This window comes from Micromonospora sp. TSRI0369, assembly GCF_001905625.1.
GTDB lineage: Bacteria > Actinomycetota > Actinomycetes > Mycobacteriales > Micromonosporaceae > Micromonospora > Micromonospora echinospora_A.
Genome location: NZ_LIVU01000001.1, coordinates 780,915 through 794,285 on the forward strand (window position 1 = coordinate 780,915; position 13,371 = coordinate 794,285).

Below are 13,371 nucleotides of genomic sequence, written 5' to 3' on the forward strand. Positions count from 1 at the left end.
CGCGAGTGTAGTGCTCTATTGGATAGATGTTAACTCTACTGAAAGAGGCGGCCATGCCGTTCGGTGTGTTGCAGGAGATGCCCGGTGTCAGCGAGGCGGAGTACCGGCAGGTGGAGCGACACCTCGGGCCGGACCGACCGCCGGGACTCGTCGCGCATGTCGCCGGCCCGACCGAGGTCGGCTGGCGGATCATCAACATCTGGCAGGACGAAGACGCGTTCCGCCGGTTCCAGTCGGAACGGCTGGTCCGGGCCGCCGGCCTGGCGGCGCAGGAGGACGGCTTCGATCCAACCAAGGCGGCCAGTTTTCGATCGATGAGCGTCGACGGCACCGAGATGCCGTTCTGATGGCCGACACCGTCACCCTGCAGGCCCGCAGCGCCGCTTTCTGGACGGGGGCGGCAGCCGGCTGGATCCGGCACGCCGATCGGCAGGACGAGGTCGGTCGACCGCTGGGCGCACCGGCCATGGATCGATTGGCCGCGCGGCCGGCCGAACGGATCCTTGATGTGGGCTGCGGCTGCGGTGGTACCACGGCCGAGATCGCCGCGGCGGTCGGCGAGACCGGCGCGGCGATCGGTATCGACATCGCCGAGGCGATGGTGGCCGCCGCTCGGCAACGGTTCCCTCCGGACCGGTACCCGAGTGTCCGGTTCCGCACGGCCGACATCGAGACCCTCGATGTGGTCTCGGGGGCACCGTTCGACGCGGCGTACTCGCGAATGACCCTGATGCTGTTGGCGGATCCTGTTGCCGGCTGCACCGCGATCCGACGATCACTGCGCCCGGGAGGGCGCCTCGCCGCGACCGTCTTCCGCGACGGCAGCGTCAACCCGTGGTTGTTCGCGGCGATGCTCGGCGCGGCACCGCACCTCGGGCCGCTACCACCGCTACCGGTGGGTGACGAGCCCGGTCCGTTCTCCTTCGCCGACCCGGCGCGGCTCGCCCGGGTCCTCAGCGTCGCCGGCTTCACCGCCGTCACGATCACACCGCGTGACATCACTATGGACGCTCCGGACGATGCCGATGCGGTGGCCGAATGGCTTATCGAGATCGGCGCCGCCGGTGCGGCGTACCGGGCTGCGCCGCCGGCTGGGCAGGCTTCGGCCCGAGCGGGGGCGGTCCGGCTACTCGAACGGTTTCGTGAACCTGGCGTCGGCTACCGACTGCCCGCCGGCCTGTGGCTCCTCACTGCTGTCGCCGCCAGGGCTGACAAGCCATCCGCCGCGGGCTGTCCGCCGGTCACCCACCACCGACAACCACGTCAGGACGAGAACCGATGAGAACGATCCGAATGCTCGCGCCGATCCTCTGTGTGGTGATCGCCCTGACGGCGTGTGCCGACGCGGGCGCGCCCGAGCCCTCCGGGGCCGCTGCGCCAGGCACCCCCGCAGCAGCCGACGCCGCGTCCAGCACCGTCGGATCCATTCCGGCCGGCGGCTCGGCGCCGGTGTCGGCGAAGGAGGTGTGTGCCTACCTCGACGGACAACTGCCGACGCTGAAGGGGATCGGGTCCGAGACGGGCACGATGGCCAACCTCACCGTGAACCTCTACTCGTGGTACGAGAAGCAGGGTGCCGTGCCGACTGGCCGTCAAATCGACGACCAGACCCGGCAGGAATGTCCGGCGACCCGGACCAAGGTGCTCGAACTCGCCGGTATGGAGAGCTTCGAACGGCTGTAGCCGCTGGGATCGGGCCGCGCCCGATCGGGCGTCCGGTCGCCGGAACCGCCGTCGGGCGGCGCCGCGATCGAAGACGCCACCGCCCGCGCGGAGACCGGCTGGGGTGCCGAGAGTGGCCGGCAGGGGGCGAGCGCTGGCTGCCCGGACGCCTCGTTGAGTCGTCACGCTGTCGCGAGCCGGGTCGATGAGTCTCCCTCGACCCGGCGCTCAAGGCCCGCTACAGCCAGCGATGGTGGCGTTGCGGTTCGCATGGTGATGCCTCCGGCCCACTCTCTTGCAGCTCAACGGCCCCATCGTGTGGGCGCGGTCTTGGCTCAGCGGTTCGACTAGGACGAGACGCGGGCCACTTGCTCTGGAGGTGGTCATGCGGACCGTCAACTTCACCCAGCTAAGGCAGAACCTGGCCGCTGAACTCGACAGCGTCATCAACGACGCCGAGGAAGTGGTGGTAACCCGCTCGGGCCACGAGCCGGTGGTCATCGTCCCGCTTGCCGAGTACGAGGCGATGAAGGAAACCGAGTACCTCTTTCGCAGCCCGGCCAACGCCGCCGCGCTGCGCCGTTCAATGGAAGAGCTCGAGAAGGGCGATGCGGCTGACTAGAACCAGTACCTCAGCCACACCGATGGAAAGCTGGTCAAGCTCATCAACGACGTCATCGCGGACGTGATGCAAGCTTCGAAGCCCTGCCGGCCACCACATACCGTCCCCCGGGTCCTCCGGGGTCGAGCCGAGTCGCGGACGCCGCGGGCCGGCGGCCCGGTACCGCTGGTCGGATACTGGCCGTGTGACGGAGGAACTGGCTAGCAGGTCGACACGCTGGACCATTCACGGTGAGCGACTTGTCGACGGCAGCCGACGCTCCCGGTTGAGCATCGCGGACGTGGAGCTTCCGGACGGGGTGCGCTTCGAGCAGTACGTGATCCGGGCGCCCAGGTCGGCCATGGTTGCCGTGCTCGACGGCCAAGAGCGCCTGTTGCTGATGCGGCGGCACCGGTTCGTGTTCGACAGGTGGGTGTGGGAGCTGCCTGGCGGCTACGTCGATGAGGGCGAGGATCCGGCGACCTGCGCGATCCGCGAGGTCGAGGAGGAAACCGGCTGGCGCCCGGGCGCCGTGGAGCCCTTGGTGTCGTTTCAGCCTTGGGTGGCGACCGCAGACGCGGAGAACTTGCTGTTCCTTGCCCGGAATGCGGAGTACACCGGCGCTCCGGTGGACGTCAACGAGACCGAGCGGGTGGCCTGGGTTCCGCTGGAGGAGACGCGGCAACTCGTGTCCGAGGGTGAGATCGTTGGTGCCGGCACGGTGATCGCCGTGTTGGAGCTGATGGCGCGCCAGGCGCGGGGTGAGCTGTAGTCAGCGCCGCTGGCCGAGCGCCGCATCGACCCGGGTGATGAACTGCCGTACTGCCGGCTTGCGGCGGTGGGGTGCCAGACCGGTCTGCAGATCGCGCACGTAACGGATGGCACGAGCCGACCGCAGTTGGGTGGTCAGGGTGAGCGCCTCCGCGCCGACGGCACTGGCACGTTCCGGCTCGCCGTGGCGAGCGTGGACGCTGGCCAGCAGGGCGAGGTTGAACGCTTTGCCGCGTACGTAGCGCTCGTCCATCTTGAGTGATCGAGCGGCGAAGCGTTCGGCTCGGCGGTGTTGACCGAGCGCGTGGAAGCAGTGGCCGAACTTGGCCGACAGGTACGCCTCGTCGAAGTAGCCGAGCCACTGAGGATCGCTGCTGCGGTCCGCGCGGTCGAGGGCTCGCTCCGCTTGGTGAAGCGCGGTCGCGCAGTCGCGTTCGTGGAGGGCGACAGCGTGGGCATGGGCTTCCATGACCAGCGCTTCGGCAGTCAGCGCGGTGAGGCCGGCGCGTTGTGCTGTCTGCCGGGCGGCGCGGGCGAGGTCGACGCCGGTGGCGGCGTGCCCGAGGTAGGTGGCTTGATGGCTCATCGCGGCGAGGATCTCGGCACCAAGGCCGGCGTCGGCGGCCGTTCGGGCGAGGTCCAGGGCATGCGTGAGGTACCGCTGGGCGAGGCCGTGTTCGGCCATGTCGTACGCCTGCCACCCGGCGAGCTGGGTCAGTTCGGCAGCAGCGGCGAGCAGTCTGCGGCCGGTCGCCGGGTCGTACCGGCACTCGGTCACCAGGGGCGCCACCTCGTGGTGCAGGAAGCGGGTGACGTTGTCGCGGGCATGCCCGCCGCCGTACTGGTTGTCGAGTCGCCGATAAGTGGCGGTCATCTGCCGGATCGTGTCGATGTCGGGTTGACCGACTGTTCGGCGGCCCTCCTGCTCGACGGACTGCGCCGTGGTGGCGGTGAACCAGCGTAGGGCGGGCAGGGTGTACGCGGTGGAGTTGAACACTGTCTGGCGAAGCATGTCTCGACGGTTCACATCGCCTTCCCATAGCTGCGCGGCGGCCTGGACGTCCTCGCGCCAGGACCGGTTGCCCGGCACGTCACTGTGCCGACCGAGGGAGTTATCCGACATGGCCGGGCGATATGACCGCTGGTAGGGCGCGAGCCCCAGCGTCATCCGAGCTTCGTCGGGCATGCCGCAGTCGTCGGCGATCCGCTCCAGCACGTCGATCGAGGTCACCCGTCGGCCGGCGATGATCCGGCTGATGTAGCCCTGCTCCAGGCCGACAGCCGCGCCGATGCGAGTTTGGCTCGCGCCGGTGTGTCGAGCGAGCAGCCGGAACACCGCACCGATGTCGCGGGCCGCCAGAGCCTTGTGCATTTCCTCGCGCGACCAGAGGTCGTCGGGTATCCGGAGGTTTTCCAGCAGCACAACGGCTCCCAGCGTCATCAGACGACTACCCATGGTGGTCGGTCAGGAGCCTACGGTCGGTGTACGGGCAGGGTCGAGTCCGCTCATGGCACCGTGACATGACCAGTCGACATGGTCACCGCACCCCACTCGGCGGGACCGTCTCCGGCATGGACTTCGACGTCGACGACCCGTCGGGCGGGATGTTCGTCTACGGCCCTGAGGCGCCGGTCAGGCTCGCCTTCCCGACCCTGCATGACAGGACGGGCTCGTGACTATCCGGGGTCGCCTGTGTCCGTTGGTGCGATGGCTGTTCCGGCAACCCGATCCGGCACCACCGTCCGGAACAGGGCAGCGGTACCAGGACGCCGAGCGCGCGGCAGCGCGACAGCGCTTACTCGACCTGGCAGCGCAGCTAGGACGACCGGAAGGCAACCGTGAGCCGGCGCAGGACGCGGCAGAGCAGCGATGAGCCGAAGGGCGGCCCGGACGACTCCGAGCAGACGACACGTCTCGTACGAGGACTACCTGGTCGCGACGGCCCTGACTCTTGCTCGGAGGCACCGCCCTGTCTGGTGCTGGCGGAAGTGGCGGCGGATCTGCCGCTGCGGAGCGGATCTGCCCTGCCGCGCCCGGCACCGAATCCCTGTCAATCGTGGCCACTGGCCGGGAGAGGACGCGTAGTGGAAGGCGACCAGGAGCAGGCAATCCTGGCTGTGCATGTCCGAGGGTTCGACGGCATGTGCACCGGCTGCCGCGCCTGGTGGTCGCGGCTGTCGCCGTACCCCTGCTGGCAGGTGGAATGGGCGACCAGCCGACAGGCACGGACGATCACCACCCGTTTCCTGAAGGGTGTGCGGTGACCACCCACGGCCCGGTCATGCCGGTTTGGAGCTGCGGAGGTTGCGACCTGCCCTGGCCCTGCCCGACACGGAAACGCGAGCTGCGCGCGGAGTATGACCGCGCTCCCGTGTCGCTCCCCCTCTACCTCGGCGCCTACCTGGCCCAAGCCACCGAGGACATGCCGTGGACGCCGGCCGGGGTGTTGCACCGCCGCTTTCTCGGCTGGACGAGACAGGCCGACTAGGCCCGGCCGGCTGACGTCGATCGTGGCGTTGTCCTGCAAGAACAACGACAGACAGCGTTCCCCACCGTATGGATTCCCCTCGCTACGATGACGCCCGCCGGCGTCGATAGAGGCGCCGCCACGGGGGAGGTAAGCGTCCACATGAAACGCCTCAGAGCTGCTGTCCCGATCACCGTCCTCGCCGTCGTCGCCGCCGGGCTCACCGTCGGCTCTCCGGCCTCAGCCGCCACTTCCTACGATGTTCCGCTGAAGAGTTGGGCCTATCTCGACTCGCAGAGCCCCAGGGCGAAGTTCGTCGACGCGGACGCGAACCCGCCGGTCGGCACGTCCCGCGACGCGGCCGGCCGGACGCACACCTACCGCTCCTATTTCACGTACGACCTGAGCAACTTGAAGGGCACTGTCGTCCACAACTCGTACCTGTGGACCGTCGAGAAGACGGTCACCGACTGCTCCGCCCCGGCGACCATCGAGGTGTGGCGGACCCGCCCGGTCACGGACAGCACCACCTGGCTGCGTCCGCCGGCCGAGGTCGAGAAGCTGCTGACCACCACGCGGGGGGCCGGCGCCTCCTGCCCGGCCTACCTGGGCCTGGACATGGTGGCCACGCTCAATGCGGCGCTGAGCCGGCGCGACAAGAGCATCACCGTGGAGATTCGGGTCGCCGCCGCTCAGGAGGCCGACGTGCGGACCGGTCGCACCTTCGCCAAGCCGGTGCTCAGTGCCACGGCGAACCATCCGCCCACCATCACGAGCCTGCAGCTGAAGTCCCCGGACCGGCCGTGCGGAACGCCGGCCAAGCCGTCGCCCGCGGCGCGGAACACGGTGTTCGCGGCCACCGCCAGCGATCGGGACGAGGGCGACTACACCACCGTGCTGTACGCGATCTGGCCGGTCGACCATCCCGATCAGCGTCGCGAGTTCCACGACTACTACGGCACGGACCTGAGCCAGTACGCCGACGGCACGGTCCTCGCCTGGCAGGCCCGGGCCAGCGACTACGACGACGAGGGGCCGTGGAGCAAGACCTGCTACATCGTCATGGACGTGACCGCTCCGGCGAATCCGCCGCAGGTCTCGTCGCGGACGTATCCGGAGGGCGACTCCCCGGGCGGTGGCACGGGCATCGAGGGGACGTTCCGCTTCGACGGGGCCGGCGACCGCGACGTGGTCGCGTTCGCCTGGCGTGACTCCTCGGGGTATTCCGGGCAGGTTCCCGCCCGGCGTCCGGGCGGCACGGGGATCCTGAAGTACACCCCGAAGCTGCGGTTCAGCACCGACCTCTACGTCGCGTCCGTCGACGCGGCGGGCAACCGCGGGCCCGAGAAGAACTACCGGTTCCGGGTCGCCGAGACCGCGCCGTACGCCGAGGTCGTGGTGAAGGGCGTCGGCCTGCCGAGCACGATCACGTTTGTCGCGTCGAAGCCCGAGACCACCGTGTTCGGGTATCAGCTCAAGGACGGCGCTGAGGTCCGTCTCCCGGCGGTCGACGGCAAGGCCACCGGTCCGATCACGTTCACCACAACGGGCCAGATCGAGATGGCCGTGCGCAGCTACGCCCGGAACAAGCTGATCGGGCAGGAGACGCTGAACGTCTGGGTCACCGACGCCCCCGGTGTCGAGTCGGCGGAGTTCAACCTGGAAACCGACCAGGTCGCGGGCAAGGTCGGCACGTTCCGCTTCACCCCGCGCAACAGCGACGTCGTCGCTTACCAGTACTACCTAGACGACGAGTGGAAGACCATTTCGGCGGCCGAGGACGACACCGCCGTGCTGTCGTGGACGGCGACGCCGGGCTGGCACTCGATGGTCGTCCGGTCGGTGAAGGCGGACGGTTCCACGTCGATGGAGACCCAATATCAGTTCTTCATCATCGACGCGCGCCCGACCGCCTACGCGCACGACCTGTCCAGCTGGCCGCGCCGGGACGGGGTCGGCGTGCCGTTGAGCATCGAGTTCGGGAGCCGGCTGCCGAACCTGACCGGGTTCGTCTACCGGTTCGACGGCGGCGCCGAGCAGACCGTGTCCAGCGAGGGCAACCCGTACGCCTACGTCACTGTCACGCCGCAGCACTCCGGCGACAACACAGTGGTCGTTCAGGCGCTGTTGTCGGACGGCACCCGATCGCCCGCCACCACCTACACGTTCCGCATCTGGTCCGGGCCCTTGGTCACGCAGACACCGGAGGGCGAGGGCACTGTCGGCCGGCCCGTGACGTTCACGTTCCGTCCAGGGCTGCCGGACGTCGCCTCCTACCGCTACTCGCTGGGCGGTGCCGACGAGCAGACGATCGCGGCCGGTCCCGACGGCACCGCGACTGTCACGTACACGCCGAGTTCGTGGGGCTACAACGACGTCCGGGTCACGAGCGTCGGTACGGACGGCACCGAGTCGGACCTGCGGATCGCGCCCTTCAGCGTCCGGGACAACAGGGTCAGCGTGTACAGCACCTACGACTGGTCGCGGGTGGGGATCGGCTGGACCGGTTACTTCTACTTCCACACTCAACTGTTCGGCGAGGTGACCGAGTACCACTACCGCGTCAACGACGGTCCGGAGCAGGTCCTGCCGGCGAGCACCGAAGGCACGTCGACGCGGGTCGCGGTGCCGTTCGAACGCAACGGCACCAACACGATCCACGTGCGGAGCCGTACGGCGGGCGGCGAGTTCTCGCCGGTGACGGACTTCGAGTTCACCGTCGGCAACGCGCCCTACGTCGTGAGCGCTCAGTATCCGGACGGCACCTGGTCGGGCGGCGCCGGTGTTCCCGGCACCTTCGAGTTCAGCGGCGGCACCCCGGGAATCGTCTCCTTCACCTGGCAGATCGACGACGGACCGTCGACGGACGTGTCGGCTGACAGCCAGGGGAAGGCGTCGATCACCTTCACGCCGACGCAGAACTACCAGACGTACACCTTGTCGGTGACCGGTCACAAGGCGGACGGCACGGACACCGATGTCACCCGCTACTACATCTACGTGGCCAACGGCGGCTGACGACGACGCGGTACGCGGCCGGCCCTTCTGGCGTCAGAGATCAGGACGCCAGAAGGGCCGGCACTGCCTGTCGCTCGGGTGCCCCCACGCTAACGCTCGTTAGGTCTATGGTCAGCGACCATGGTGAATACGAATCGCAATCTGGGGCTGGGGCACGGCAGCGCGTTCGGCGAGCGTGGTGTGGCGAAGAGGCTCGGCACATTAGGCCGGCACACATCGCTGACCGGCCGGCGATTACTGGAGATCGGCTGCGGGGACGGCACGTACACGATGCGGCTGGTCGACGCGTTCGCGCAGATCGAGGCCGTGGACATCCAGCAGGATCGGCTGGAGCTGTTCCGGAAACGGCTGGCTGAGGATCCGGCGGCCGCCCGGAAGATCAACGTGCGGGAGTTGTCCGCCACCGAGCTGGACTACCCGGACGGCAGCTTCGACCTGGTCACCGCCATCGAGGTGGTGGAGCACATCGACGACCTGGATGCCGCCCTGCGGCAGGTCCACCGCGTGCTCGTGCCCGGCGGCCGGTTCGCGCTGACGACACCCAACCGGTGGTTCCCGTTCGAGACGCACGGCTTCCTGATCCGGGGCCGGCGGTACCGGCCGGCGCGGGGTCCGTTCCTGCCGTGGATCGTGCCGCTGCACCGTCGGCTCGCCGACGCCCGCTCCTTCACCGCGCGTGGATTGTCCGCGCAGCTCCGGCGGGCCGGGCTGGAGCCGGTAGCGGTGGACTACATCATGCCGCCGTTCGACAGGTCCCGCTTCGGGCGCCGCATCCGGCCGGTGACTGACGCGATCGAACGCTCGCCGTTGAGGTTCTTCGGCATGGCCCTGGCGGTTGTCGCTCGCCGACCGGCATGACGGTCCCACCACGGGAAGCGCCCCAGGTTTAGCGGCTTGCCGGATGGCTATGAGGGAAGTCGATCCGCAGACCGACGATCGAGGAGAAAGCCGATGGCCAGCGGTGCGATCCCGTCCGACGATCCGACCCGTACCCTCGTCCACGCCCGGCCCGACGACCCCGGACTTGCGCACCTCGCCATCGCGGGCGGCACCTACACGATCCTGGTCACCGGCGAGCAGACGGCCGGGCGGTACTGCCTGATCGACATGCGGGTTCCGCCCGGTGGTGGGCCGCCTCCGCACCGGCACGACTTCGAGGAGATGTTCACGGTGCTCGACGGGGCGGTGGAGTTCACGTTCCGGGGCGAGCAGACCGTCGCGCGGGCCGGGGAGACGGTGAACATTCCGGCTAACGCGCCGCACTTCTTCCGCAACTCCTTCGACCAGCCGGCGCGGCTGCTGTGCATGTGCACGCCGGCCGGGCAGGACGAATACTTCCTGCGCGTCGGCGACCGGGTGGACGGTCCCACCTCGCCGCCACCGGCTCTCACCGAGGAGGAGCAGGCCGAGCGCCGGAACCGGGCCGCCGCACTGGCTTCCGACTACCGCACGGAGTTGCTGACTTCGTAACCGCACCACGAATCGATGAGCGGTAGCATCGCGCGGTGACGGAGGGAGCAGCGTTGGTCAGGTCGTTCGCTTCCCCACCGCCGCAGAGCCGGCACTGGACCTTCACCGCCGCCGCCACCGCTGTCGTCACCCCGGCGCTGGTGTGGGGCATCGACCGGTCGTACCGCTCGATGGATCGGTGTCTCCGGGATCGTGGGCTGCGGATCAGCGACCCGGACCTCGACATGCCCGAGGCGTGTGCGGGAAGCAGCGTTCTCCTGGGAACGCTGGCCCTGGTTGCCATCGCCTACCTCGCCGCGACCCTGATCACCGGTTTGTGCGTGGGCGTGTGGGAGGGCCGGCGTCGCCGTGGCTTCGGCTGCAGGCGATGGCTCGTCGTGGCCGTCGTCGGACTCGCCGCCCCGTGGGCGCTGGTCACCTACGCCGCCGGTTACGGCATCGGCCGGCTCTTCCCGCCTCCTGCCGTCAGCCCCGTGTCGACCGCATGGACGGACGGCATCGACGCCGCGCGGCGTACCCTTGAATTTCTTTCCCAAGGTGGGCAGCCGGGTAGCGTGCCCGCCCCGGGGTTTTTCACCGATGAACCGGTGTACCTGGACGCCCAACTGCACTACGCGCGGCACTACGGTTCGACGGTCAGCTACCAGCAGACCTCGACAGTGGCGTTCGGATCGACAGCCTTCGTCACCGGCGCCCTGCTCGCCAACGCCGTCGGCAACGCCAGTGCCCGATCCCGGGCCGAACGCCTGGCCCGTCCGCAGTGGCGCGAGCACCAGCTCACCCGGGTGATGCTCACCCCCACCCGAACCTGGTGCCACTCCTTCGGCCGGTGGTTGTCGTTCGACCACGCCGGCGTCCTGGAATACCACCTCGACCACCACGGAGTGGTGCTTTTCTTCGCCGACACCGAACCGTTGCGGCTGACCGGGCCGGCGGCCTGGGTTCACGCGGTGTTCTTCGCGTACTTCCGGTTCGGCGCCTCGGCGCTGAACACCGTCCCCTTCCTGATGCCGCTCCGCGCCGCGACGTCATCGGCTGTATCTGCCGCGCCATCACCTCAGGACTGACGCTTCTGTCCGAGGTGGAGCATCGCCCGGCGTGGCCGTAGAGACGCGACGGGCGGGCTCAATGAGCCCGCCCGTCCGTGTACATCCGTATGCGAAGGTCAGCTCGCCGCGACGAGCTGGAACCGCTGGTTGGCCTGGCCGTTGCAGTCGTAGATCTGCACCTGCTGGCCGTTGCCGGTGCCCCAGACGTCCAGGCAGCGGCCGGACTGGACTCCGGTGATGGTGCCGTTGGAGTTGACGTTCCACTGCTGGTTCGTCTGCCCGTTGCAGCTGTAGATCTGGACGGCCGAGCCGTTGCCGGAGCCGGCGGCGTCCAGGCACATCGAGCCGTACACGTTCAGTTGCCGACTGGAGGTGTAGGTCCACCGCTGGTTGGTCTGGCCGTGGCAGTCGTAGAGCTGCACCCGGGTGCCGTTGCTCTGCGAGGAGTTCGGCACGTCGATGCACCGGCCGGACTGGTTGCCGACGATCCGGCTCGCGCCGGTGGTCGGGGGCGGCGTGGTCGGCCCGCCGGTAGGACCGGCGGTCGGCGACACGGTCGGCGACACGGTCGCGGTCGGCGTGGGGTTGGGCGACGCGGAGTTGAGGACGTTGAGGACCGAGTTGTACGCGGCCTTCTTGTTGCCTCCGCCGTCGAACAGCAGCGGGCTCTCGCCTGAGCGCCACGAGTCGCTGTCGCGCACGCCCCAGACCGTGATGCCGATGCAGCGCGGCACGTTGATGCACGCCTGGGTCAGCCCGGCGTACTGGCTGGTCGAGGAATTCGTGACGTCGACCTCGGTCAGCGCCACGTCCACACCCAGCGCCGCGAAGTTCTGCAGCGTGGTCTGGAAGTTGCCCGGCAGCGAGCTGCCACCGGTGAAGTGGGTCTGCAACCCGACGCAGTCGATCGGCACACCCCGGGACTTGAAGTCCCGGATCATGTTGTAGACACCCTGCGTCTTGCCGTACGACCAGTTCTCGATGTTGTAGTCGTTGTAGCACAGCTTCGTCGACGGATCGGCCGCCCGCGCGGTGCGGAACGCCACCTCGATCCAGTCGTTGCCGGTGCCCTGCAGGTTGGAGCTACGGCGGCTGCCGTCCTCGTTGAACGCCTCGTTCACCACGTCCCACGCGGCCAGCTTGCCCCGGTAGTGGGCCATCACACCGTTGATGTGGTCGATCATCGCCTGACGCAGGTTGCTGCCGTTCAGGCTCTGCATCCAGCCCGGCTGCTGCGCGTGCCACGCCAGCGTGTGGCCGCGGACCTGGAGACCGCGCTGGGTGGCCCAGTTGTAGATCTGGTCACCGGAGGAGAAGTTGAACTGGCCCCGGTTGGGCTGGAGCGCTTCCGGCTTCATCTCGTTCTCGGCGGTGATCATGTTGAACTCACGCGCCGCGATGGTGCTATACGTCGAGTCGTTCAGCCGGTTCGCCGCGATGGCGGTGCCGAAGTAGCGGCCGGACTGTGCCGCGGCGGCACCGAGCGTGCTTGCCGCCGCCTGGGCCATGGTGGGCACCACGAGCGCGGCGCCGGCGAGAGCCAGCGCGCTGCTGACGGCGGCCAGCACCACACGGTGGCTGCGCCTCGGTAGATGTTTCATGACACTCCTCTGCATATCGGACGATGATGCGCTGGCGATGCCCGGCTTGACGCGGGCGGGAGCCGGGGGTGCGCCCGGTCCCGCGTCACTGCCCTGAAACTTTTCGAAGATGTACCGGTAACTTCCCTGGGAAGATATCCGCGACGGCACGATCGGTCAATGTCGATGCGAAGGTCAACATGGACTCGACGCGGCCGATCAGGGCACCAGCCCACGGATGCCCCTCGCGGCACGGCGCGCCGGCCGAGCCCGCAGAAGCGCGGCGCGGACCGAAAGTTTCGGAAATCCGGTCAGCGACCGGCCGCGGCGTCGTACCGCTCGCGGTTGGCGTGCACCTCGTCCATGTGCGCCTCGGCCCACAGCTTCATGCCGTACATCAACTGGTGCAGCGACTGACCGAGGCCGGTCAGCTCGTAGGTGACAGTCACCGGCACGCTCGGCGTAACGGTGCGGGTGACCAGGCCGTCGCGCTCCAGCGAGCGCAACGTCTGGGTCAGCATCTTCTGGCTGACCCCGGCCAGCCGCCGTGACAGCTCGGAATAGCGCATGACCTGCGGCCCCGCGTCGCGGTCGGGCCCGTCCCGGCCGAGCGCGGCCAGGATCAGCGCCACCCACTTGTCGGAGATCCGGTCCAGGAGTTGCCGGCTCGGGCAGCCGGCGAGGAACGCGTCGTACTCCTCCCGCGCCTGCGCCCGCTTCTCCGCCGCCGTCTGCGTCGGCATCGTCCGCGC

The 13,371-nt window shown here is 68.8% G+C and carries 14 protein-coding genes; 11 read left to right on the forward strand and 3 right to left on the reverse strand.

All coding sequences use genetic code 11. The features are described from left to right. The first annotated feature begins 53 nt into the window (after positions 1-53). From AMK25_RS03825 to AMK25_RS03845, 5 genes are all read left to right on the forward strand, one after another. Positions 54-347 carry a hypothetical protein gene (locus tag AMK25_RS03825; RefSeq protein ID WP_073826573.1) on the forward strand — a complete coding sequence of 98 codons (294 nt, stop codon included), beginning with the start codon at positions 54-56 and terminating at the stop codon, positions 345-347. Then, on the forward strand, positions 347-1,282 hold the full coding sequence (locus AMK25_RS03830; protein WP_073826576.1) for a methyltransferase domain-containing protein: 936 nt from the start codon (positions 347-349) through the stop codon (positions 1,280-1,282). Before AMK25_RS03825 ends, AMK25_RS03830 begins: the two co-directional genes overlap by 1 nt. 11 nt (positions 1,283-1,293) lie before the next feature. Beyond that, positions 1,294-1,683, forward strand: coding sequence for a hypothetical protein (locus AMK25_RS03835; protein WP_073826579.1), 390 nt, complete (start codon positions 1,294-1,296; stop codon positions 1,681-1,683). Positions 1,684-2,047: 364 nt separating this feature from the next. Then, positions 2,048-2,284: a type II toxin-antitoxin system Phd/YefM family antitoxin gene (locus AMK25_RS03840; RefSeq protein WP_043330739.1), complete on the forward strand. Its 237-nt coding sequence runs from the start codon at positions 2,048-2,050 to the stop codon at positions 2,282-2,284. Positions 2,285-2,468: 184 nt separating this feature from the next. Further along, entirely contained in the window at positions 2,469-3,035 is a 567-nt protein-coding gene (locus AMK25_RS03845) for an NUDIX hydrolase (RefSeq protein WP_073826581.1), read from the forward strand. Here AMK25_RS03845 and AMK25_RS03850 read toward each other — a convergent pair whose 3' ends face one another. Continuing rightward, positions 3,036-4,457: a helix-turn-helix domain-containing protein gene (locus AMK25_RS03850; protein ID WP_073827068.1), complete on the reverse strand. Its 1,422-nt coding sequence runs from the start codon at positions 4,455-4,457 to the stop codon at positions 3,036-3,038. A 662-nt stretch (positions 4,458-5,119) separates the two neighbouring features. Here AMK25_RS03850 and AMK25_RS33165 point away from each other — a divergent pair. The 6 genes from AMK25_RS33165 to AMK25_RS31460 all read left to right on the forward strand — a co-directional run bounded on the left by AMK25_RS33165 (position 5,120) and on the right by AMK25_RS31460 (position 11,057). Then, complete coding sequence (locus tag AMK25_RS33165; protein ID WP_225980604.1) at positions 5,120-5,299, forward strand: hypothetical protein; 180 nt, start codon at positions 5,120-5,122, stop codon at positions 5,297-5,299. Further along, a complete protein-coding gene (locus AMK25_RS03865) occupies positions 5,296-5,523 on the forward strand; it encodes a hypothetical protein (RefSeq protein ID WP_073826590.1) in 228 nt (75 codons plus the stop codon). The genes AMK25_RS33165 and AMK25_RS03865 overlap by 4 nt, the downstream gene beginning before the upstream one ends. A gap of 87 nt (positions 5,524-5,610) precedes the next feature. Further along, a complete protein-coding gene (locus AMK25_RS03870) occupies positions 5,611-8,520 on the forward strand; it encodes a hypothetical protein (protein WP_143194669.1) in 2,910 nt (969 codons plus the stop codon). A 120-nt stretch (positions 8,521-8,640) separates the two neighbouring features. Continuing rightward, positions 8,641-9,378, forward strand: coding sequence for a class I SAM-dependent methyltransferase (locus tag AMK25_RS03875; protein ID WP_073826596.1), 738 nt, complete (start codon positions 8,641-8,643; stop codon positions 9,376-9,378). Between the two features lie 93 nt (positions 9,379-9,471). Further along, a complete protein-coding gene (locus tag AMK25_RS03880) occupies positions 9,472-9,990 on the forward strand; it encodes a cupin domain-containing protein (protein ID WP_073826599.1) in 519 nt (172 codons plus the stop codon). A gap of 35 nt (positions 9,991-10,025) precedes the next feature. After that, the gene (locus AMK25_RS31460) at positions 10,026-11,057 is read left to right on the forward strand and encodes a hypothetical protein (RefSeq protein ID WP_083664605.1); all 1,032 of its coding nucleotides are present in this window, start codon (positions 10,026-10,028) and stop codon (positions 11,055-11,057) included. A gap of 98 nt (positions 11,058-11,155) precedes the next feature. Here the strand turns inward: AMK25_RS31460 and AMK25_RS03890 are convergent, their stop codons facing one another. Next, positions 11,156-12,640, reverse strand: coding sequence for an endo-1,4-beta-xylanase (locus tag AMK25_RS03890; RefSeq protein WP_073826602.1), 1,485 nt, complete (start codon positions 12,638-12,640; stop codon positions 11,156-11,158). A gap of 290 nt (positions 12,641-12,930) precedes the next feature. Further along, positions 12,931-13,362, reverse strand: coding sequence for a winged helix-turn-helix transcriptional regulator (locus tag AMK25_RS03895; protein ID WP_073826605.1), 432 nt, complete (start codon positions 13,360-13,362; stop codon positions 12,931-12,933). Between the last annotated feature and the right edge of the window lie 9 nt (positions 13,363-13,371).

Excerpts from the sequence above, each read along its gene's own strand:
- AMK25_RS03825 (WP_073826573.1), top strand. The coding sequence starts at position 54 with ATGCCGTTCGGTGTGTTGCAGGAGATGCCCGGTGTCAGCGAGGCGGAG.
- AMK25_RS03830 (WP_073826576.1), top strand. The coding sequence starts at position 347 with ATGGCCGACACCGTCACCCTGCAGGCCCGCAGCGCCGCTTTCTGGACG.
- AMK25_RS03835 (WP_073826579.1), top strand. The coding sequence starts at position 1,294 with ATGCTCGCGCCGATCCTCTGTGTGGTGATCGCCCTGACGGCGTGTGCC.
- AMK25_RS03840 (WP_043330739.1), top strand. The coding sequence starts at position 2,048 with ATGCGGACCGTCAACTTCACCCAGCTAAGGCAGAACCTGGCCGCTGAA.
- AMK25_RS03870 (WP_143194669.1), top strand. The coding sequence starts at position 5,611 with ATGACGCCCGCCGGCGTCGATAGAGGCGCCGCCACGGGGGAGGTAAGC.
- AMK25_RS03875 (WP_073826596.1), top strand. The coding sequence starts at position 8,641 with ATGGTGAATACGAATCGCAATCTGGGGCTGGGGCACGGCAGCGCGTTC.
- AMK25_RS03880 (WP_073826599.1), top strand. The coding sequence starts at position 9,472 with ATGGCCAGCGGTGCGATCCCGTCCGACGATCCGACCCGTACCCTCGTC.
- AMK25_RS03890 (WP_073826602.1), bottom strand. The coding sequence starts at position 12,640 with ATGAAACATCTACCGAGGCGCAGCCACCGTGTGGTGCTGGCCGCCGTC.
- AMK25_RS03895 (WP_073826605.1), bottom strand. The coding sequence starts at position 13,362 with ATGCCGACGCAGACGGCGGCGGAGAAGCGGGCGCAGGCGCGGGAGGAG.